This window comes from Mesorhizobium sp. WSM4836 (assembly GCF_055811815.1).
The window spans coordinates 136,655-155,865 of record NZ_JBVVQF010000013.1; the positions used below are offsets into that span (position 1 = coordinate 136,655).

At 63.1% G+C, this 19,211-nt stretch carries 19 protein-coding genes; 13 read left to right on the top strand and 6 right to left on the bottom strand.

The window, feature by feature from the left end:
* Positions 1–19 precede the first annotated feature (19 nt).
* From AC0L2P_RS17160 to AC0L2P_RS17200, 9 genes are all read left to right on the top strand, one after another.
* Positions 20–109, top strand: coding sequence for a K(+)-transporting ATPase subunit F (locus tag AC0L2P_RS17160; protein WP_023675300.1), 90 nt, complete (start codon positions 20–22; stop codon positions 107–109).
* Positions 110–134: 25 nt separating this feature from the next.
* Complete coding sequence (gene kdpA / locus AC0L2P_RS17165; protein ID WP_473502508.1) at positions 135–1,838, top strand: potassium-transporting ATPase subunit KdpA; 1,704 nt, start codon at positions 135–137, stop codon at positions 1,836–1,838.
* Positions 1,839–1,843: 5 nt separating this feature from the next.
* A complete protein-coding gene (locus tag AC0L2P_RS17170; RefSeq protein WP_473502509.1) occupies positions 1,844–2,074 on the top strand; it encodes a hypothetical protein in 231 nt (76 codons plus the stop codon).
* Positions 2,071–4,164, top strand: a complete 2,094-nt coding sequence (gene kdpB, locus AC0L2P_RS17175) for a potassium-transporting ATPase subunit KdpB (RefSeq protein ID WP_473502510.1) — start codon at positions 2,071–2,073, stop codon at positions 4,162–4,164. The genes AC0L2P_RS17170 and kdpB overlap by 4 nt, the downstream gene beginning before the upstream one ends.
* Positions 4,165–4,176: 12 nt before the next feature.
* Positions 4,177–4,746 carry a potassium-transporting ATPase subunit KdpC gene (gene kdpC / locus AC0L2P_RS17180; RefSeq protein ID WP_473502511.1) on the top strand — a complete coding sequence of 190 codons (570 nt, stop codon included), beginning with the start codon at positions 4,177–4,179 and terminating at the stop codon, positions 4,744–4,746.
* A 53-nt stretch (positions 4,747–4,799) separates the two neighbouring features.
* Positions 4,800–7,538: a DUF4118 domain-containing protein gene (locus tag AC0L2P_RS17185; protein ID WP_473502512.1), complete on the top strand. Its 2,739-nt coding sequence runs from the start codon at positions 4,800–4,802 to the stop codon at positions 7,536–7,538.
* Positions 7,535–8,227: a response regulator transcription factor gene (locus tag AC0L2P_RS17190; protein WP_473502513.1), complete on the top strand. Its 693-nt coding sequence runs from the start codon at positions 7,535–7,537 to the stop codon at positions 8,225–8,227. The genes AC0L2P_RS17185 and AC0L2P_RS17190 overlap by 4 nt, the downstream gene beginning before the upstream one ends.
* 120 nt (positions 8,228–8,347) lie before the next feature.
* Positions 8,348–8,656 carry a hypothetical protein gene (locus AC0L2P_RS17195; protein ID WP_473502514.1) on the top strand — a complete coding sequence of 103 codons (309 nt, stop codon included), beginning with the start codon at positions 8,348–8,350 and terminating at the stop codon, positions 8,654–8,656.
* Between the two features lie 124 nt (positions 8,657–8,780).
* Positions 8,781–9,290 carry an NUDIX hydrolase gene (locus AC0L2P_RS17200; protein WP_473502515.1) on the top strand — a complete coding sequence of 170 codons (510 nt, stop codon included), beginning with the start codon at positions 8,781–8,783 and terminating at the stop codon, positions 9,288–9,290.
* A gap of 75 nt (positions 9,291–9,365) precedes the next feature.
* Here the strand turns inward: AC0L2P_RS17200 and AC0L2P_RS17205 are convergent, their stop codons facing one another.
* The 6 genes from AC0L2P_RS17205 to AC0L2P_RS17230 form a co-directional block, all read right to left on the bottom strand.
* A complete protein-coding gene (locus tag AC0L2P_RS17205) occupies positions 9,366–10,217 on the bottom strand; it encodes a citryl-CoA lyase (RefSeq protein ID WP_473502516.1) in 852 nt (283 codons plus the stop codon).
* The gene (locus AC0L2P_RS17210; protein ID WP_473502517.1) at positions 10,214–11,398 is read right to left on the bottom strand and encodes a CaiB/BaiF CoA transferase family protein; all 1,185 of its coding nucleotides are present in this window, start codon (positions 11,396–11,398) and stop codon (positions 10,214–10,216) included. The genes AC0L2P_RS17205 and AC0L2P_RS17210 overlap by 4 nt, the downstream gene beginning before the upstream one ends.
* A 15-nt stretch (positions 11,399–11,413) precedes the next feature.
* Complete coding sequence (locus tag AC0L2P_RS17215) at positions 11,414–12,937, bottom strand: tripartite tricarboxylate transporter permease (protein ID WP_473502518.1); 1,524 nt, start codon at positions 12,935–12,937, stop codon at positions 11,414–11,416.
* A 4-nt stretch (positions 12,938–12,941) separates the two neighbouring features.
* Positions 12,942–13,475: a tripartite tricarboxylate transporter TctB family protein gene (locus AC0L2P_RS17220; RefSeq protein WP_473502519.1), complete on the bottom strand. Its 534-nt coding sequence runs from the start codon at positions 13,473–13,475 to the stop codon at positions 12,942–12,944.
* A 153-nt stretch (positions 13,476–13,628) separates the two neighbouring features.
* Positions 13,629–14,606 carry a Bug family tripartite tricarboxylate transporter substrate binding protein gene (locus tag AC0L2P_RS17225; RefSeq protein ID WP_473502520.1) on the bottom strand — a complete coding sequence of 326 codons (978 nt, stop codon included), beginning with the start codon at positions 14,604–14,606 and terminating at the stop codon, positions 13,629–13,631.
* A gap of 204 nt (positions 14,607–14,810) precedes the next feature.
* On the bottom strand, positions 14,811–15,350 hold the full coding sequence (locus AC0L2P_RS17230) for a GNAT family N-acetyltransferase (RefSeq protein WP_473502521.1): 540 nt from the start codon (positions 15,348–15,350) through the stop codon (positions 14,811–14,813).
* A gap of 226 nt (positions 15,351–15,576) precedes the next feature.
* On the opposite strand from AC0L2P_RS17230, the gene AC0L2P_RS17235 reads away from it, so the two are divergent.
* The 4 genes from AC0L2P_RS17235 (at position 15,577) to AC0L2P_RS17250 (ending at position 19,197) form a co-directional block, all read left to right on the top strand.
* Complete coding sequence (locus AC0L2P_RS17235; protein ID WP_473502522.1) at positions 15,577–16,032, top strand: DUF2214 family protein; 456 nt, start codon at positions 15,577–15,579, stop codon at positions 16,030–16,032.
* A gap of 120 nt (positions 16,033–16,152) precedes the next feature.
* The gene (locus AC0L2P_RS17240; protein WP_473502523.1) at positions 16,153–17,130 is read left to right on the top strand and encodes a tripartite tricarboxylate transporter substrate-binding protein; all 978 of its coding nucleotides are present in this window, start codon (positions 16,153–16,155) and stop codon (positions 17,128–17,130) included.
* A 78-nt stretch (positions 17,131–17,208) separates the two neighbouring features.
* Positions 17,209–17,676 (top strand): tripartite tricarboxylate transporter TctB family protein, encoded by a 468-nt coding sequence (locus AC0L2P_RS17245; protein ID WP_473502524.1) that lies wholly within the window; start codon positions 17,209–17,211, stop codon positions 17,674–17,676.
* 9 nt (positions 17,677–17,685) lie between these two features.
* Positions 17,686–19,197, top strand: a complete 1,512-nt coding sequence (locus AC0L2P_RS17250; RefSeq protein ID WP_473502525.1) for a tripartite tricarboxylate transporter permease — start codon at positions 17,686–17,688, stop codon at positions 19,195–19,197.
* Positions 19,198–19,211 lie beyond the last annotated feature (14 nt).

The following is a 19,211-nucleotide window of genomic DNA, read 5'->3' on the forward strand; positions in this document are numbered from 1 at the left end:
AGGTCTGGGGGATCGCACCATGCTTTTCGACTATATCCTCGGCGGTGCCGTGACCCTGTTTCTTCTCGCCTACCTGACATACGCCCTCGTTCGCCCGGAACGGTTCTGATCTCCGCTGGCAAGGAGCCAACCCCATGACAATCAACGGATGGCTGCAGATCCTCGTCTATTGCGGGATTGTCGTTTTGCTGGCGAAGCCGCTCGGCGGCTACATGCATCGCGTTTTCAGCGGCGAGCGCACATTCCTGTCGCCAATTCTGGCCCCGCTCGAGCGCGGGCTCTACCGCATATCAGGGACCAGCGAGCGCGAGGAGCAGCACTGGACCTCCTATGCGGCGGCCCTGCTGCTCTTTAACCTGGCCGGCTTCCTGGTGCTCTATTTGCTGCAACGGCTGCAAGGTGACCTGCCCTACAATCCGGCCGGCATGACGGCCGTCGAACCTGGGCTGGCCTTCAACACCGCCGCCAGCTTCATGACCAACACCAACTGGCAGAACTACGGCGGCGAAAGCACGATGTCCTACCTCGTGCAGATGGCCGGCTTGACCGTGCAGAATTTTCTGTCGGCGGCGACCGGCATCGCCATTGCGGTCGCACTGATCCGCGGCTTTGCCAGGGCCTCAAGCAAATCGATCGGCAATTTCTGGGTCGATATGACCCGCTGCACGCTCTATCTGCTTTTGCCGTTCTGCACCGTCCTGACGCTGGTCTATGTCTATCTCGGCACGCCGCAGACGCTCGCTGCCTATGTCAACGCGACGACGCTCGAAGGCGCGCAGCAGACCATCGCGGTCGGGCCGGTCGCTTCCCAGGTTGCCATCAAGATGCTCGGCACCAACGGCGGCGGTTTCTTCAACGCCAATGCCGCGCACCCGTTCGAAAATCCCGACGCGATCTCGAACCTGATCCAGATGGTGACGATCTTTGCCCTCGGCGCGGCGCTGACCAATGTCTTCGGCCGCATGGTCGGCAACCAGCGCCAGGGCTGGGCAATTCTGTCGGCGATGGGCGTGCTGTTCATCGCCGGCGTTGCCGTCTGCTACTGGGCCGAGGCCGCCGGCAATCCGCTCGTCCATGCGCTGGGCATCGATGGCGGCAACATGGAGGGCAAGGAGAGCCGCTTCGGCATCGCCCTATCGGCACTGTTTGCCGTCATCACCACCGCCGCGTCCTGCGGCGCGGTCAATGCCATGCATGACAGCTTCACCGCACTTGGCGGCATGATCCCGATCATCAACATGCAGCTCGGCGAAGTCATTGTCGGCGGCGTCGGCGCCGGCTTCTACGGTATCCTGATGTTCATCGTGATCGCCGTCTTCGTCGCCGGGCTGATGGTCGGACGCACGCCCGAATATCTCGGCAAGAAGATGGAGGCCAAGGAGGTCAAGATGGCTATGCTGGCCGTGCTCTGCCTGCCGCTGGCAATGCTGATCTTCACCGCTATCGCGGTGGTGCTGCCGACCGGCGTTGCTTCCATCGCCAACGCCGGCCCGCACGGCTTCTCCGAGGTTCTCTATGCCTACACCTCGGCCGCAGCGAACAATGGCTCCGCCTTTGGCGGTCTCAGCGGAAACACGCCCTGGTTCAACATAACGCTCGGCATCGGCATGCTGATGGGCCGCTTCCTGGTAATCATCCCGGCGTTGGCGATTGCTGGATCGCTGGTTGCGAAAAAGACCGTCCCTGCCTCCGCTGGCACGTTCCCGACCGACGGTCCGCTTTTCGTCGGGCTGCTGGTCGGTGTCATCCTGATCGTCGGAGGCCTGACCTTCTTTCCGGCCCTGGCGGTCGGACCGATCGTCGAGCACCTGGCAATGATTCACGGTCAGACATTCTGAACGTCATGCCCTGGTTCAACCTCATACGTCGGCACGACCGTCACCGACCCGATGACGGAAGGCCGGATGACGGGAGGGACGAGACGCCTCGTCCTTTCCCGACCCTCTCCACCTTCCTCGGCATGGCAGCCGTGCTGTTCGTGCTGTGGCTGCTGGCCTCCAGCCTTCCGCGCCTGTTCCCGAAGAGCGAGCACCCGGCGCCGTCCAACATCACCGATACTGGAGCCACCAAATGAGCCCGTCGAAATCCGTGAGCATCATGGATACCCGCATTCTGTGGCCCGCTATCGGCGGTTCCTTCAGAAAATTGAACCCGCGCACCTTGATGCGGAACCCGGTGATGTTCGTCGTCGCCGTCGTCTCGGCGCTCACCACCGTGCTGTTCGTCAAGGATCTCGTTACCGGCGACGGCGATCTTGGCTTCACGCTGCAGATCATCATCTGGCTGTGGTTCACCGTGCTCTTCGCCAATTTCGCCGAAGCCGTGGCCGAAGGCCGCGGCAAGGCGCAGGCAGACTCGCTGCGCCGGGCGCGCACCGAGACGCAGGCCAAGCTGTTGAACGGTGGCGACCGCAGCAAGTTCAAACTGGTGCCCGGCACCAGCCTGAAGGTCGGCGACATCGTGCTGGTCGAAGCCGGCGACATCATCCCCTCGGACGGCGAGGTGGTCGAAGGCGTGGCATCGGTCAACGAGGCGGCCATCACCGGCGAATCCGCACCGGTCATCCGCGAATCCGGAGGCGATCGTTCGGCGGTGACTGGCGGCACGCAGGTCTTGTCCGACTGGATCCGCGTGCGCATCACCGCGGCTGCCGGCCATACGTTCCTCGACCGCATGATCTCGTTGGTCGAGGGCGCCGAGCGCCAGAAGACACCTAACGAGATCGCGCTCAACATCTTGCTCGTCGGCATGACGCTGATCTTCGTACTAGCAACGGCGACGATCCCGAGCTTCGCCTGGTATTCGGGCGGCTATATCTCGGTGACCGTGCTGGTCGCCCTGTTCGTCACCCTGATCCCGACAACGATCGGCGCCCTGCTGTCGGCGATCGGCATTGCCGGCATGGACCGCCTGGTGCGCTTCAACGTGCTCGCCATGTCGGGCCGCGCCGTCGAGGCAGCCGGCGATGTCGACACGCTGCTGCTCGACAAAACCGGGACCATCACGCTGGGCAACCGCCAGGCGACGGCATTCCGTCCGGTCAAGGGCGTTACCGAACAGGAACTGGCCGACGCCGCCCAGCTTGCCTCGCTTGCAGACGAAACGCCGGAAGGCCGCTCGATCGTCGTGCTGGCGAAGGAGAAATACGCCATCCGCGCCCGCGACATGGCAAGCCTGCATGCGACGTTCGTGCCCTTCACCGCACAAACCCGCATGAGCGGCGTCGATCTGGAGGGCTCCTCGGTCCGCAAGGGCGCAGTCGATGCGGTGCTTGCCCATGTCAACCTCTCGACGGTTGCCATCGGCAGTACGCGCCCCGGCAGCGACACCGTCCGCGACCTCCAGGCTATTGCCGACGAGATCGCCAAATCGGGTGGCACCCCACTGGCGGTCGAGCGCGACGAGCGCCTGCTCGGCGTCGTCCATCTGAAGGACATCGTCAAGGGCGGCATCGCAGAACGTTTTGCCGAGTTGCGCCGCATGGGTATCCGCACGGTGATGATCACCGGCGATAATCCGATGACCGCGGCTGCGATCGCGGCGGAAGCCGGCGTCGACGACTTCCTTGCGCAGGCGACGCCCGAGGACAAGCTGAAACTGATCCGCGACGAGCAGGCCAAAGGCAAGCTGGTGGCGATGTGCGGCGATGGCACCAACGATGCGCCGGCCCTTGCGCAGGCCGATGTCGGCGTCGCCATGAACACCGGCACGGTCGCGGCGCGCGAGGCCGGCAACATGGTCGATCTCGACAGCGATCCGACCAAGCTGATCGAGATCGTCGAAATCGGCAAGGCGCTGCTGATGACGCGTGGTTCGCTGACCACCTTCTCGATCGCCAACGACGTGGCCAAGTATTTTGCCATCATCCCGGCAATATTCGCCGTCTTCTACATTGCCCCGGGCCAGACCGCCGGGCCGCTGCAGGCGCTCAACGTCATGCATCTGGCAACGCCGCAGAGCGCTATCCTCTCGGCCATCATCTTCAACGCACTGATCATCATCGCGCTGATCCCGCTGTCGCTGAGGGGCGTCAAATACCGCGCGGTCGGCGCCGGTGCCCTGCTCAGCCGCAATCTCATCGTCTATGGCCTCGGCGGGGTCGTCGTCCCCTTCGTCGGCATCAAGGTGATCGACATGGCCATCACTGCCCTCGGTCTCGCATAAGGAACCACGTCGATGCTTAATCAAATCAGGCCCGCAATCGTCATGATCGTCTTCTTCACGGTTCTGACAGGTTTGGCCTATCCGATCGGCATGACCGGCATTGCCCACGCGCTATTTCCGCGCCAGGCCAATGGCAGCCTGATGGAAAGGGACGGCAAGGTCGTCGGTTCCGAGCTGATCGGCCAGGCCTTCACCAGCGACCGCTATTTCCATGGCCGTCCGTCGGCTGCCGGCGACGGCTACAATGGCGCCGCCTCGGGCGGCTCGAATCTCGGCCCAACCAACCCGAAGCTCATCGACAGGATCAAGAGTGACGCCGAAAAGCTGAGAGCAGAAAACCCGAACCAGCCGGTGCCGATGGATCTGGTCACCACGTCCGGCAGCGGCCTCGATCCGCATATCAGCCCAGAGGGCGCCTATTTCCAGGTCGCCAGGGTGGCGAAGGCCAGGGGCGTCGATGAATCCAGGATCAAATCGCTTGTCGACAGCCATGTCGAGGATCGCGAATTGGGCTTCATCGGCGAGCAGGTGGTCAATGTGATGGCCCTCAACCTTGCGTTGGACGATGCGATGAAACAGTGAAGGACCGGCGCCGGGATCGACACCGAAGCCGGCACCGTTCATGATTGATCCTAATGCCGGACGACAGCCGCACCGCCGAAACCAGGCCCTCTCCCGACGCGCTGCTCGAGCATGCCGAGCGGGAGGAGCGCGGTCGCCTGAGGATATTTCTCGGCGCCGCCCCCGGTGTCGGCAAGACCTACGAGATGCTGATGTCGGGCCGCGCCAGGCTGGCCGACGGGGTCGACGTGGTGATCGGCATCGTCGAGACGCACGGCCGCAAGGAAACCCAGACGCTGGTCGAGGGCTACGAGGTCATTCCTCGCCTTGAGATCGACTACAAGGGGCGGATCCTCGAGGAGATGAACCTCGACGCCATCCTCGCCCGTCAACCGGCGCTGGTTCTGGTCGACGAACTTGCCCATACCAACGCGCCAGGCAGCCGTCACCCCAAGCGCTACCTCGACGTCCAGGAAATCCTGACGCACGGCATCGATGTCTACACGACGCTGAACATCCAGCACGTCGAGAGCCTGAACGATGTCGTGGCTCAGATCACCCGCGTCAGGGTGCGGGAAACTGTCCCCGACTCCATCATCGACCAGGCCGACGACATCGAGATCATCGATCTCACCCCCGACGACCTGATCAGGCGGCTTGGGGAAGGCAAGGTCTATATCCCCAGCACCGCCCAGCGCGCCATCGAGAACTACTTCTCGCCGGGCAACCTGACGGCGCTCCGGGAATTGGCGCTCCGCCGCACTGCCCAGCGGGTCGACGAGCAGTTGCTGACCCATATGCAGGCCCACGCGATACCCGGGCCGTGGGCGGCGGGGGAAAGGGTTCTCGTCTGCGTCGACGCGCGTCCGGGCGGGGCGGCCCGTGTACGCTATGCGCGGAGGTTGGCCGACCGACTCCGCGCCCCCTGGACGGCGCTTCATGTCGATACCCCTCGTTCAGCCGCCATGCCCGAGGAGGACAAGGATCGACTGGCGACGCAGCTGCGCCTTGCCGAGCAGCTCGGTGCCGAGGTCACGACCATTCCGGGTCAGAACGTCGCGCAAGACATCGTTCGCCATGCGACGGCGAACAACTTCACCCATATCGTGATCGGCAGGCCGACCCGATCGCGCTGGCGCGAATTGATCGAAGGCTCCCTCACTTACGATCTCATCCGCAATGCCGGCGACATCAGTGTCCATATCATTTCGGGAAACGAACGCAACGCCGAGGCGACATCAAGGACCGTCAAGGCGGCGGACGAGCAGTGGCAGTTCGAGATCTGGCCCTATCTCAAGGCCACGGCCTATATTGTTGGCTCGCTCGCCTTCGCCGTTCTTCTCGACCAGTTTCTCGACGTCCGCAATCTGGCGATCATCTTTCTCATTGGGGTCCTGACGTCGGCGGTGACCGGCGGTCTCTGGCCGGCTTTATATGCCTGCCTCATCAGCGCCGTTGCCTTCAACTATTTCTTCCTGGAACCACGCTACACGCTGACGATCGACGATCCGGAGAGCATCGTTGCGCTTGCCGTCTTCCTGGTTGTCGCGGTCATTGCCAGCAATCTGACAGCGCGCGTGCAGCGTCAGGCGGTCGCTGCCCGCTCGCGGGCACGCGCAACGGAAGACATTTATCTCTTCTCAAAGAAGCTCGCCGGCGCTGGCACGCTTGATGACGTCCTCTGGGCGACTGCCTTCCAGATCGCCTCGATGCTGAAGCTGAGGGTGGTGCTGCTTCTGCCGGAGAACGGCACGATTGCGGTCAAGGCCGGCTACCCACCCGACGATACGTTGGCCGAGGCCGACATCGCAGCAGCCCGTTGGGCGTGGGAGCATAACCGCGCCGCCGGACGCGGCGCCGACACGCTGCCCGGAGCAAAACGCCTATATCTGCCCTTGCGGACCGGACGCATGGCGGTGGGCGTCGTTGGCCTCGACAACGACAAGCAAGGTCCGCTGCTGACGCCCGAGCGGCAGCGTCTGCTCGATGCGCTCGCCGATCAGGCGGCGGTCGCCATCGAGCGCATCCAGCTCGTCGCCGATGTTGACCGGGCCAAGCTTGCGGCCGAGGCAGACCGTCTGCGCTCGGCCTTGCTCACGTCCATTTCCCACGATTTGAAAACGCCGCTTGCCGCCATCATGGGCGCGGCCGGAACACTCAGGGACTTCGAGGCCGCACTTCCCGAGCAGGACCGGGCGGAACTGCTGTCGACCGTGCTTGATCAATCGGAAAGGCTGAACCGCTTCATCGCCAATCTGCTCGACATGACCAAGATCGAGTCTGGCGCAATGGAGCCTAATTACGCTTTCCATTATGTCGGAGACATTGTCGGGTCGGCATTACAGCGGGCGAAGAAAATCATCGGCGAGCATAAGACCGAAATCGACATCCCACAGAACCTGCCGATGCTGAAGGCTGATCCGGTTCTGTTCGAGCAGGTGCTGTTCAACCTCGTCGACAATGCCGCAAAATATGCGCCGCCCGGTTCGACGATCCGCTTGCAGGGCTGGCTAGACAATGGCTTCGTCATCCTGCAGATCATGGATGAGGGACCAGGCATTCCGCCAGCCGATCTGGAGCGCGTTTTCGATACATTCTATCGGGTGCGCAAGGGCGACCAGGTGCGTGCCGGCACAGGGCTCGGCCTGTCGATTTGCCGCGGCTTCATCGAAGCGATGGGCGGAACGATCTCGGCGGCAAACAGGACCGACCGTCCGGGCGCGGTTTTCACCATCGCGATGCCGGCGCCGGCAGAACCGCCCGACCTCGGTGAACCCGATGCGGACGATCAAAACATGGACCATCTGCCATGACGAGCCTGGACGTCAGGATATTGGTGGTCGACGATGAACCGCCGATCCGGAAACTGCTTCGCGTGGGGCTTGGAAGCCAGGGCTATGCGATCAGCGAGGCGCCGAACGCCAGGGCGGCGATGGAACTCATCGAGACGGAAAAGCCGGACCTTGTCCTGCTCGATCTCGGCCTGCCCGGCATGAGCGGGCATGAGCTGCTCCGCAAATGGCGGGATGATGGCCTGGACATTCCCGTGGTTATTCTTTCCAGCCGCACCGATGAGGTCGGCGTCGTCTCGGCCCTCGAACTCGGCGCCGACGACTATGTCACCAAGCCATTCGGTATGAACGAGCTTGTCGCGCGCATCCGCGTGGCGCTTCGCCACAAGTTCCAGCAGCAGGGTGAGAGACCGGTGTTCCAAACCGGCGACCTCTCCGTCGATCTGGTGAAGCGCATCGTCAAGATCGAGGACAAGGAGATAAAGCTCTCGCCGAAGGAATACGACATTCTTCGCACCTTGGTGCAGCACGCCGGGAAGGTTCTCACCCACCAATTCCTGCTGAAGCAGGTCTGGGGCGATTCCACCGACGTTCAATATCTCAGAGTCTACGTGCGGCAGCTCAGGCAAAAGATCGAAAAAACGCCCGACCAACCCCGCTATATCACCACCGAAACCGGCGTCGGATACCGGCTGCGCGAAGTCGATTGAGCAACGAGCATCCCAAGCCGAAACGCCTCTTCCAATCCGCTTCAAATCAGCGGCAGCCATGGCGTCGTCGGACAAAAGCCCTATATTAAGAGAAGAACGGTTTTGTGCGGGAATGAACGGATGCCACGGCTTCGCCTATTGCAGTTTTTTGGGTCGGCAATGCTGACAGCGGCGATGCTGTGGGGCGTAAATCCTGCTTCGTCGGCACAGGTCGCCAGTTCCGCCGACCGCGACGTGTTGATCCAGAAAAACCAGTTGCAGATGTTGGAGAACAGGCTGCGGCGGCAGCAATACCAGCAGGAGCAACAGCAGTACCGTGCCCAGGATCGCCAAATCCCAATACCGCAACGGCAGGAGGTGCCGCAGATGAGGCCAACTTGCCAGTTGCTGCCGTCGGGGAGCGGCGGCTTTGTCAGCACTTGCCGCTAACGTTTCAGTTATTTAGCCGACTTATTATGCTTGGATGCCGCCGCACCTGAGAGGACATCGAGGGTGGTTTGGACTTAGCAATTGCTGCCCTTCTTGCTTCGGGCCGCTTCGACTGGATTTTTGAATGGCAGCCAGCAGAAAGAAGGTCGTACGCAAGGCAAGGAAGGGCGACCGGATTCGCCAGGTCGCGGCGATCCCGTTTCGGCTGAACGGGCATGGCGATTTCGAGGTGATGCTGGTCACATCGCGAACGACGAGGCGCTTCATCGTGCCGAAGGGCTGGCCGATGAAGGGCAAGAGCGGCCGCAAGGCGGCCACCATCGAAGCACAGGAAGAAGCCGGAGTTCTCGGCAAGACGCTGAAACAGCCGGCCGGCACCTATCACTACTGGAAGCGGCTGGCGAACCGCTTCGTTCGCGTCGATGTCGTCGTCTATTTGCTGGAAGTAACCGAGGAACTTGCCAATTGGCAGGAAGCCAAGCGGCGGCAGCGGGCATGGCTGACGCCTGCCGACGCGGCGTTGCTGATCGACGAGCCCGATCTTTCGACGCTGGTGAGGAACATCGGGATTGCCGAGCTGGAGCACAATCCCAAAAAGCTGAATCCGGCTTCCGGAAAAGATCACGCTCAATAAAGGATGGAGGCCTGTCCCGACTGTATCGGGGTGGAATTGGCTCCAGCGTCCGCCGCCGTCGCTTGAACCGATGCCTCACTGACTGCCGTCGTCTTCCTCGGGCAGAGGCCGCACCGGCGTGCCGGTATAGGCCCACAGCCATTCGCGCGGCAGCGGCCCTTTGTTGCGGTCGCTTTCCTGCGACTGTTCCCATGCATGGGCCAGGATGCCGACCGAGCGCGACAGCACGAAAAGGCCGCGCGTCAGCGGCGGCGGGAAACCGAGCTCGCCGTAGATGACGGCCGTGGCGCCGTCTATATTGAGCGGGATTTTTTTGTTCTTGCGCCGCGCAACTTCCGCCTCGACCATTTCGGCGATATCGGCGAAGCGCCCGCTGACGACGCCGTGCGCGGCAAACTCGCGGGTCAGCTCGATGAGGCGGGGCGCCCGCGGGTCCACCGGGTGGAAGCGATGGCCGAGCCCGGGCACATAACCGTCTTCCCCAGCAAGGAAACGATCGACCCGCAGCGACACGGCGTCCGTGAGGGGCACACCGGCGTCCAGTTGGGCGGCGATGTCTCCGTAGATGGAAAGCGCCTGTTCGCCGGCGCCGCCATGCACGTCGCCAAGCACGTTGATGGCAGACGCCATGGCGCTGTTGATGCCGACGCCGCACGTGATCGCCATGCGGGCGATGGCGATCGACGGCGCCTGCGGCCCATGGTCGACGGCGGCCCCCAGCGCAATACCAAGCAGAGCCGCCTGCTCCTCGCTCGGCAGTTCGCCGCGCAGCATCAGCCAGATCATTGCCGGAAAGCTGACACGGCCGATCAGATCCTGGATCTCATAGCCGCGCAGCCGGATAACGCCAGGCCGCATCTCGATGATGCCGGTCCGCCACCATTCCTCGCCGCGCGCGCGGCCAGTCTTGCTTTCCGTGCCGCTCATGGCTTCACTCTTTTCTTGTCGCGTGGCGGCAGGCCGGCAAAAACCTCGTCCATATGCTGGCCGAGCCCCGGCGGCGGCCTGCTCGGCAGAGGTGCCTCGCCATCGACCATGAAGCCGCCGCGCACCACGGTCAGCGGCCGCTCCATCCCGGGCACAGCCTGGAAGCGCGCCGTCATGCCGCGCTCGATCACCTGTTGCTCTTGCAGTACCTGCGGGATTGTCAGCACCCGGCCCGCCGGCACGCCGGCGCGATTGAACGTCTCCTCCCAGCCGGCGGCAGAGCCGCTCGCCAAGGCATCCTCGATCAGCGCTTTCAATGCAATTCGGTTCTGCTTGCGCGTTTCTCGCTCCGCAAAGCGGACGTCCGACGCAAGTTCCGGCCGGCCGATCAACCGGCACAGTGTGACGAACTGCTCCTGCTTGTTGGCTGCGATGTTGAGCAAGCCGTCGCCGGTGCGAAACGCGCCGGACGGTGCGGCCGTCATGTTTTCATTGCCCATCGGCTGCGGCTCGACGTCCGCCGTCAGATAGTTCGACACCGGCCAGCCGAGCGCAGAAAGCGTGCATTCGAGCATCGAGACGTCGAGGAACGCGCCCTCGCCTGTCGTCTTCTGCTTGACCAGCGCGGCAGTGATGGCGAACGCCCCGACCAGCCCGCCAAGCGTATCGGCGACCGGATAGCCGACACGCAGCGGCGCCGTTTCCGGTGTACCGGTGATGCTCATAATGCCGGAAAGACCCTGGATGATCTGATCGTAGGCTGGATTATCGCGCATCGGCCCTGTCTGGCCAAAGCCCGATATCGCACAATAGACAAGGCTTGGCCGGACCTCTTTCAGCCTGGCATGGCCAAGCTCCAGCCGGTCCATTACGCCGGGGCGGAAATTCTCGACCAGCGCGTCGGCCGAAGCGACCAGATCGAGGAAGCGTTCGCGGTCGGCCTGCTGCTTGAGATCGAGCGCCACAGAGCGTTTGCCGGCATTCTGCGCCAGGAACGAAGCGCCCATACCCGCCCGGTTGAGCTGCGGAGAGGCGCCGAGCTGACGCGCCAGATCGCCGCCCTGCGGCGTCTCGATCTTGATGACGTCGGCCCCGAGCAACGCCAGCTGGTAGGCGCAATAGGGGCCGGCCAGCACATTGGTCAGATCAAGGATCCGGACGCCGGAAAGCAGGTCTGTCATGACGCCACGAACAGCTTAGGCATCGCCCGGCACATGCTCCGGTCCACGCATGCGCCTGTGCTCTATGTAGGCCCAGATATGCGGTCCAACCAGCCCGATGAAGGCCAGCGTCAGCAGCGTCAGCGACAGCGGATGCTTGTAGAACACCGTCCAGTCGCCGTTCGAGATGGTCATCGCGCGGCGGAACTGCGTTTCGGCAAGCGGCCCGAGAATCATGCCGATGATGACCGGCGCGGTCGGGAAATCGAAACGCCGCATCAGGAAGCCGGCGGCACCGAGCAGATAGAGGATGACGAGGTCGATCGGCGATTGCGAGATGCCGTAGGTGCCGACCGTGGCGAACACCAGGATGCCGGCATAGAGCTGCGGCGCCGGAATCTTCAGCAATCGCACCCAGAGCCCGATCAGCGGCAGGTTGAGGACGACGAGAATGACGTTGGCGATGAACAGGCTGGCGATCAGCCCCCACACCAGGTCGGCCTGCGTCGTCAGCAGCAGCGGCCCCGGATTGATGCCGTAGCTCTGGAAAGCCGACAGCATGATCGCGGCCGTCGCCGAGGTCGGCAGGCCGAGCGTCAGCATCGGCACCAGCACGCCGGCCGCGGATGCATTGTTGGCCGCTTCCGGTCCGGCAACGCCCTCGATGGCGCCGACCGTGCCGAACTCCTCCTTGTGTCTGGAGAGTTTCTTCTCGATGGCATAGGAGAGGAAGGTCGGGATTTCGGCGCCGCCGGCTGGCATGGCGCCGATCGGGAAGCCGATCAGGGCGCCGCGCAGCCATGGCCTCCACGATCGCGACCATTCGGCCGCGGTCATGTAGAGCGAGCCTTTCAACGGCACGATCTCGTCCTTGCCGGCGTAGCGGCGCGAGGCCATGTAGAGCGTCTCGCCAACGGCGAACAGGCCAACGGCGACGACGATGACATCGACGCCGTCCAACAATTCGCTCATGCCGAAGGTGAAGCGCGGCTGCCCCGTCTGCAGGTCGACGCCTATCATGCCGACGACGAAGCCGACGAAAAGGCTGGTCAGGCCGCGCACGGACGACGAGCCGAGCACCGCCGAGACCGTGATGAAGGCCAGCACCATCAGCGAGAAATATTCGGCCGGGCCGAAAGCCAGCGCGAATTTGACGACGATCGGCGCCAGGAAGGCAACGCCGATCGTGCCCAGCGTGCCGGCGACGAAGGAGCCGATCGCCGAGGTCGCCAGGGCCGCACCGCCTCGGCCGGAGCGGGCCATCCGGTTGCCCTCCAGCGCGGTGACGATGGTGGCGCTTTCGCCAGGCGTGTTGAGCAGGATCGATGTCGTCGAGCCGCCATACATGGCGCCGTAGTAGATGCCGGCAAACAGGATGAATGATGCTTCCGGCGCCACCTGATAGGTTATCGGCAACAGCAGCGCGATGGTCAGTGCCGGTCCGAGGCCGGGCAGCACGCCGATCGCAGTCCCCAGCGTGGTGCCAACCAGGCACCATATGAGATTGATCGGCGAGAAGGCGACCGAAAATCCGTGCGCGAGATGGCCGAGCGTTTCCATGGCGTCAGCCCCTCAGCATGGCAATGACCGAATCGATAGTCGCGTTCAGCTGGTTTTCGATGAAGCCGGCGCCGATATTGACGCCGAGCGCCCTGGCAAAGCCGAAATAGGCGGCCAGCGCCAGGATCAGACCGAGCAGCACGTCACGCAGCGGACGCCGGCTGCCGAAACCGTGGCAGATGAGGACGAACATGACGACAGATGCGGCGGTAAAGCCGAGCGGCTGGATCAGCACGAGGTTGGCGATCAGTCCGAGGGCGACGATGCCCATCGCCTTCCAGTCGGTCGGCGTCTCCTTTTCGTCCTCCGGCTGCCAGCCGCCCCGCAAGGCGGCAATGATGAGCAGCAGCGACAGGATCACCATCCCGGCCATGGTGATGTAGGGGAAGACGGTCGGACCGACCTTTGAATAGAGCGGCGAGACCGGGATTGCCAGCGTCTGCCAGGCAACCGCACCCGCACAGGCGAGGAGCCCAACGCCGATCAGCAGTTCGGGCACTGCAAGGCGCGGCGGCGCCTGCTGGTCGCTGGTGCTCATCATCGTCCTCCCAATGTCGGTCTCCCTAGGGCCGGCCTCCTCGGGCCGGTTCCCGCGGTCGATCTCGGTGTAGTTTCACCTCCGGCGGAGCTTATGTCCATGCGGCTGGCGAAAGTCGGCAAGGGTTGGCGCAGGCCGCCCTTGCCGAGAGCATCACGCCAGGCCGAGGTCCTTGAGGATCGTCCCGATGCGGGCCGTGTCTTCGGCGACGAATTTCGCATAGTCGTCGCCGGTGAGCAGTATCTGCGTCCAGTTGCGGTTCTTGCATTCGGTGGCCCAGGCGTCGCTCTTGGCCATGGTCTCGATCAGCTTGATCATTGCTGCCTTGTCGTCGTCCGAAACGCCGGGCGGTGCGAAGACGCCGCGCCAGTTGAACAGCTCGACATCGATGCCGGCTTCCTTCATCGTCGGCGCGTCGATGCCCTCCTGGCGCTTGTCGGCGGAGATGGCAAGCAGCCGCAGCGCGCCCGCCTTGACCTGTTCGGCGAACTCGCCATAGCCGGAGATGCCGGCCGCGACCTGGTTGCCGAGCAGCGCCGACAGCGCCTCGCCGCCGCCGGCAAAAGGCACATAGGACAGATTGGTTGCAGGAACACCGACGGTCTTGGCGATGAGACCGAACAGTATATGGTCCGAACCGCCGGCCGAACCGCCGGCGACCGGAACCTTTGTCGGGTCAGCCTTGAGAGCGGCGACGAAGTCGGCCGCAGTCTTGAACGGCGAGGCGGCCGGCACCACCAGCGCCTCGAACTCGCCGGTGAGGCGAGCGATCGGCGTGACCTCTGTCAGGTTATTGGCCGCCTTATTGGCGATGATGGCGCCGACCATGACCATGCCGGCCACCATCAGCGCATTGCCCTTGCCCTTCCATTGATTGACGAACTGCGGCAGGCCGACGGTGCCGCCGGCGCCGCCGACATTGGTGATCTGCGAGCCGGAAATCAGCTTTTCGCTCCGCAGTACCTGGTCCATGGCGCGCGCCGTCTGGTCCCAGCCGCCGCCCGGCGCCGCCGGCACGAAAATCTGCAGCTGCGGTGCGTCCTGTGCGAAGGCGGCGGCAAAATGCGATGCCGCGAGCCCGGCAGCACCTGCTGCCGCGGTGCTCATCAAGAATCTGCGTCTGTTCAGCATGGGATTCCTCCAAAATCGCGACACCTCCTCCGGTGCCTGCCAAAACGTAGCCTGAATTCAGACCCGCTCGATGAAATTCATGCAGAGTTTGCGTCATCCTGTCAAAGACAGAACTCTCCGCATGCGGTACAATCGGCCTGTGCGATGTTCAGGCAGGCGAACTCGATGCCCGACGACGACGTCGCAGGCAGAGGCCAGACGCCGTCAGCGCTGCCGCTCGAGCAGAATGGTCGGCTTGTTTTGATAGACGGTTCGCAGCACTTCGCCATAACCGCATTTTGCCGCGACGTTCAGCGAGCCGGTGTTTTCCGGATCGATGATGCAGACGGTCTTCGCAGCTGCAAGCGCCTCATCGCCCCAGGCAAGCACCCGTGCGACGACTTCGCTGGCCAAACCCTGGCCATGCACGGCCGAAACCAAGGCCCATCCGGCCTCCGGAATGCCCTCGATCGAGGGCGTCATGTCGCGTTTCAGATCGTGAAAGCCGGCCTCGCCGATGAAGCGGCCGGTCGCCCTTTCCTCGACCGCCCAGAAGCCGTAACCCAGAAGCGACCACAGGCCGGCATGGCGCAGGAAACGCATCCAGCTTTCTTCGCGCGTGCGCGGCTTGCCGCCAATAAAGCGGGTGACGACGGGATCGGTCCACATAGCGACATAGGCGTCGAAATCGTCAAGCCGGTGCGGCCGCAGGACCGTGCGCGAGGTCTCAATCACTGGAGCGACAATTGTTTGCGGACTGGCCATGGTCATGCCTCGGTTGCGTTGCTGGTGCCTAATGCCGGTCGTGCAAAAATCGGGACGGCGACATGCACGAGACGGGAACTCCAAATCCGTTGCGCAAAACAAGAGCCAAGGCTGTGTAGATCATCTTCCAGCTGATGTGAATCCTGCCAAGCGGTGTTAGCTTTTCACCAGTATCTGGTCAGGCGCGTTGGGTTTCGGCGCTGCCGTCCGACAGAGGGGAAACCGCATGGACACCACCGACCTTGTACTTGCCATCTTCCATCATCTGCTGGTGTTTTCACTGGCAGGCATCATCGGCGCCGAATTCGTCCTGATCCGCAGCGACTTGTCCGCCGCGACGCTGAAGCGGCTTGTCGGCATCGACCGTCACTACGGCATCATTGCCATGCTGATCATCGTCGTTGGCATCGGCCGCGTCGTCTATGGTCTGAAAGGCTGGGAATTCTACGTATACCACTGGGTTTTCTGGGCAAAGATGGCCGCGTTCGCCATTGTCGGCCTGTTGTCGATTGTCCCGACCATCCGTTTCCTGTCCTGGGCCAGGCAGGCGAGCGTCAGTCCCGGCTTCCAGGTGCCTGCGGCGGAGCTAGCGTCAGTTCGCACCTATGTCCGCACCGAGGCCTTCACCTTCCTGCTGATCCCGGTGTTCGCGGCGGCGATGGTGCGCGGCTACGGCTATTAGAATTTGCCGTTTAAAGCCGATTGTCATTTGCCGGGTTGCGCTAGTTATTGCTCCATCTACAGTCGGTGCTGGAGGAACCCGCGCAGCGGTTGGCAATCATATCCTGGGAGGAAAAATACGATGCGAAAATTCATCCCCGCGCTGGCTGTCGCTGCGGGCGCCATGCTTTACTCGTTAGCCGCTGGCGCGCAGACCTACCCTGAACGCACCATCACCATTGTCGTGCCGTTTTCGGCCGGCGGCCCGACCGACACCGTCACGCGTCTTGTCGCGGAAGCTATGTCGAAAGACCTCGGCCAGCAGGTCATCGTCGAGAATGTCGGCGGCGCCGGCGGCACACTGGGCGCTGGCCGCGTGGCAAATGCCGAGCCTGACGGCTATACGCTGCTCCTCCACCACATCGGCATGGCGACAAGTGCTACGCTCTACAGAAAGCTCGCCTACGACACGCTGAACGCGTTCGAATATGTCGGCCTCGTCACCGAGGTGCCGATGACCATCGTCGGCCGCAAGGACCTCGAGCCGGCCGATCTGAAGGGGCTGGTCGACTATGCCAAGGCCAACAAGGACAGTATCACCGTTGCCAATGCCGGGATCGGTGCCGCCTCGCATCTGTGCGGCATGCTGTTCATGAGCGCCATCGGCACGCCGCTGGTCACCGTACCCTATAAGGGCACCGGCCCGGCCATGACCGATCTTCTCGGCGGCCAGGTCGATATCATGTGCGACCAGACGACCAATACCACCAAGCAGATTCAGGGCGGCACGATCAAAGCCTATGCCGTAACCTCGCCACAACGCCTCGACGTGCTGCCGGACGTGCCGACGACGATAGAAGCCGGCCTACCCCAGGTGCAGGTCGGTATCTGGCACGGCATCTATGCACCAAAGGGCACGCCGGCCGAGATCACCGAACGCCTGTCGAAATCTCTGCAGGTGGCTCTGAAGGACCAGAACGTCGTCGCCCGATTTGCCGAACTCGGCACCAAGCCGTCGCCCGCGGCCGACGCCACGCCGGCCGCGCTCAAGGCCAAGCTGGAAAGTGAGATCGCGCGCTGGAAGCCGATCATCGAAGCGGCCGGCCAGTACGCCGACTAAAGCTTTTAACGGGGCGCTGCCAGCGCCCCGTTTTTACACCGGCATCGGCACGCCCGTGAGGCGGGCCGGGAGGACGCCATGAAACCTTTCGCAATCGACAGAACCAACGGCATATGCGCGGCGCTGTTGATCTTTGTTGGCGCCTTTTTCGCGCTGCAGTCGCTGGGGCTCGAAATCGGCACCGCCTTTCGCATGGGGCCGGGCTATTTCCCGCTGGTGCTGGCGATCGTGCTGATCCTGCTTGGCGCCGCCATCCTCGTCCAAGCAGTGCGTTTCGAGAGCGAGCCGATCGGTTACATTGCGTGGCGCGGCATGCTGTTCATCCTGCCTGCCCCAATCTTCTTCGGCCTGACGGTGCGCGGCCTCGGCTTCATCCCGTCGATCTTCCTGACGGCGCTGATCGCATCGTTCGGTAGTGGCCGTATGAAGCCGCTGACCGCACTCGCGCTGTCAGCCGGCCTGACGCTGTTCGCATTCGTCGTCTTCAGCTACGCACTCGGCCTGCCGTTCCGGCGTTTCGGCCCATGGCTGCCACTATCGTTGTGAGGAGATGAAATGGAACTCCTCAACAACCTCGCACTCGGCTTTTCGACAGCCACATCTTTGATAAATCTCGGTTTCTGCCTGATCGGCGTCCTTCTCGGCACGCTGATTGGCGTCCTGCCCGGCATCGGCGCCACCGCAACCATCGCCATGCTGTTGCCGATCACCTTCCAGATCGGCGACCCGGTTTCCTCTCTCATCATGCTCGCCGGTATCTATTACGGCGCGCAGTATGGCGGCTCGACCACCGCCATTCTCATCAACATGCCCGGCGAATCCTCGTCGGCCGTCACCGCAATCGACGGCTATCAGATGGCCAGGAACGGCCGCGCCGGAGCAGCCCTGGCGACCGCGGCGATAGGCTCGTTCTTTGCCGGCACGGTGTCGACCTTCCTCATCGCCATCTTCGCCCCACCGCTGACGGCGATAGCGCTGAGATTCGGCGCGCCCGAGTATTTTTCGCTAATGATCGTCGGCCTGGTCTCGTCCGTCGCGCTCGCCCACGGCTCAATCGTCAAGGCATTGGCCATGGTCGTGCTCGGCCTGCTGCTCGGCCTTGTCGGCACCGATATCTACACCGGCACGCCCCGCTTCACGCTCGGCATCCGCGAATATGCCGACGGGCTGAATTTCGTTGCAGTGGCGGTCGGCGTCTTCGGCGTCGCCGAGATACTGCGCAACCTCGAAAACGAGCATGAGCGATCCGTGCTGATCCGAAAGATCTCCGGCCTTATGCCGACCCGCGAAGATCTTCGGCGCATGGCGGCTCCCATCGTGCGCGGAACGATCATCGGTTCGGCGCTCGGCATTTTACCGGGAGGCGGTGCGATCCTTGCCGCCTTTGCCTCATACACCGTCGAAAAACGTGTCTCGAACAATCCGGGGGAATTCGGCAAGGGCGCCATCGAAGGCGTCGCCGGGCCGGAATCGGCCAACAATGCCGGCGCTCAGACCTCCTTCATCCCGATGCTGACGCTCGGCATTCCGGCCAACCCGGTAATGGCGCTGATGATCGGTGCGATGATCATCCAGGGCATCGTGCCAGGCCCCAATGTCGCCATCGAACAGCCTGCGCTGTTTTGGGGTATCATCACCTCGATGTGGATCGGCAATCTGATGTTGATTGTCTTGAACCTGCCGCTGATCGGACTTTGGGTGAAACTTCTTACCATCCCCTACTATGTGCTCTTCCCGATCATCATGGCGTTCTGCTCGATCGGCGTTTATAGCGTCAACACCAACGTCTACGACCTCTATGCCGTCGCCTTTTTCGGCTTACTTGGCTACCTCCTGACCAAGCTGCGCTGCGAACCTGCGCCGCTGCTGCTCGGCTTCGTGCTCGGCCCGCTGCTCGAGGAAAACCTGCGCCGCGCCATGATCATCTCGCGCGGAGATCCGAGCACCTTCGTGACGCGGCCGATCAGCGCCAGTCTGCTCCTCATCGCGCTTGCCGTGCTCGTCATCGTGTTTCTCCCCGCGGTCAAGAAGAAGCGCGAGGAGGTGTTCGTCGAGGAGAGTTCCTGAATCTGGACGGAACC

Coding starts and splice junctions, on each gene's coding strand:
- AC0L2P_RS17160 (WP_023675300.1), top strand. CDS start 20: ATGCTTTTCGACTATATCCTCGGCGGTGCCGTGACCCTGTTTCTTCTC.
- kdpA (WP_473502508.1), top strand. CDS start 135: ATGACAATCAACGGATGGCTGCAGATCCTCGTCTATTGCGGGATTGTC.
- AC0L2P_RS17170 (WP_473502509.1), top strand. CDS start 1,844: ATGCCCTGGTTCAACCTCATACGTCGGCACGACCGTCACCGACCCGAT.
- kdpB (WP_473502510.1), top strand. CDS start 2,071: ATGAGCCCGTCGAAATCCGTGAGCATCATGGATACCCGCATTCTGTGG.
- kdpC (WP_473502511.1), top strand. CDS start 4,177: ATGCTTAATCAAATCAGGCCCGCAATCGTCATGATCGTCTTCTTCACG.
- AC0L2P_RS17185 (WP_473502512.1), top strand. CDS start 4,800: ATGCCGGACGACAGCCGCACCGCCGAAACCAGGCCCTCTCCCGACGCG.
- AC0L2P_RS17190 (WP_473502513.1), top strand. CDS start 7,535: ATGACGAGCCTGGACGTCAGGATATTGGTGGTCGACGATGAACCGCCG.
- AC0L2P_RS17195 (WP_473502514.1), top strand. CDS start 8,348: ATGCCACGGCTTCGCCTATTGCAGTTTTTTGGGTCGGCAATGCTGACA.
- AC0L2P_RS17200 (WP_473502515.1), top strand. CDS start 8,781: ATGGCAGCCAGCAGAAAGAAGGTCGTACGCAAGGCAAGGAAGGGCGAC.
- AC0L2P_RS17205 (WP_473502516.1), bottom strand. CDS start 10,217: ATGAGCGGCACGGAAAGCAAGACTGGCCGCGCGCGCGGCGAGGAATGG.
- AC0L2P_RS17210 (WP_473502517.1), bottom strand. CDS start 11,398: ATGACAGACCTGCTTTCCGGCGTCCGGATCCTTGATCTGACCAATGTG.
- AC0L2P_RS17215 (WP_473502518.1), bottom strand. CDS start 12,937: ATGGAAACGCTCGGCCATCTCGCGCACGGATTTTCGGTCGCCTTCTCG.
- AC0L2P_RS17220 (WP_473502519.1), bottom strand. CDS start 13,475: ATGAGCACCAGCGACCAGCAGGCGCCGCCGCGCCTTGCAGTGCCCGAA.
- AC0L2P_RS17225 (WP_473502520.1), bottom strand. CDS start 14,606: ATGCTGAACAGACGCAGATTCTTGATGAGCACCGCGGCAGCAGGTGCT.
- AC0L2P_RS17230 (WP_473502521.1), bottom strand. CDS start 15,350: ATGGCCAGTCCGCAAACAATTGTCGCTCCAGTGATTGAGACCTCGCGC.
- AC0L2P_RS17235 (WP_473502522.1), top strand. CDS start 15,577: ATGGACACCACCGACCTTGTACTTGCCATCTTCCATCATCTGCTGGTG.
- AC0L2P_RS17240 (WP_473502523.1), top strand. CDS start 16,153: ATGCGAAAATTCATCCCCGCGCTGGCTGTCGCTGCGGGCGCCATGCTT.
- AC0L2P_RS17245 (WP_473502524.1), top strand. CDS start 17,209: ATGAAACCTTTCGCAATCGACAGAACCAACGGCATATGCGCGGCGCTG.
- AC0L2P_RS17250 (WP_473502525.1), top strand. CDS start 17,686: ATGGAACTCCTCAACAACCTCGCACTCGGCTTTTCGACAGCCACATCT.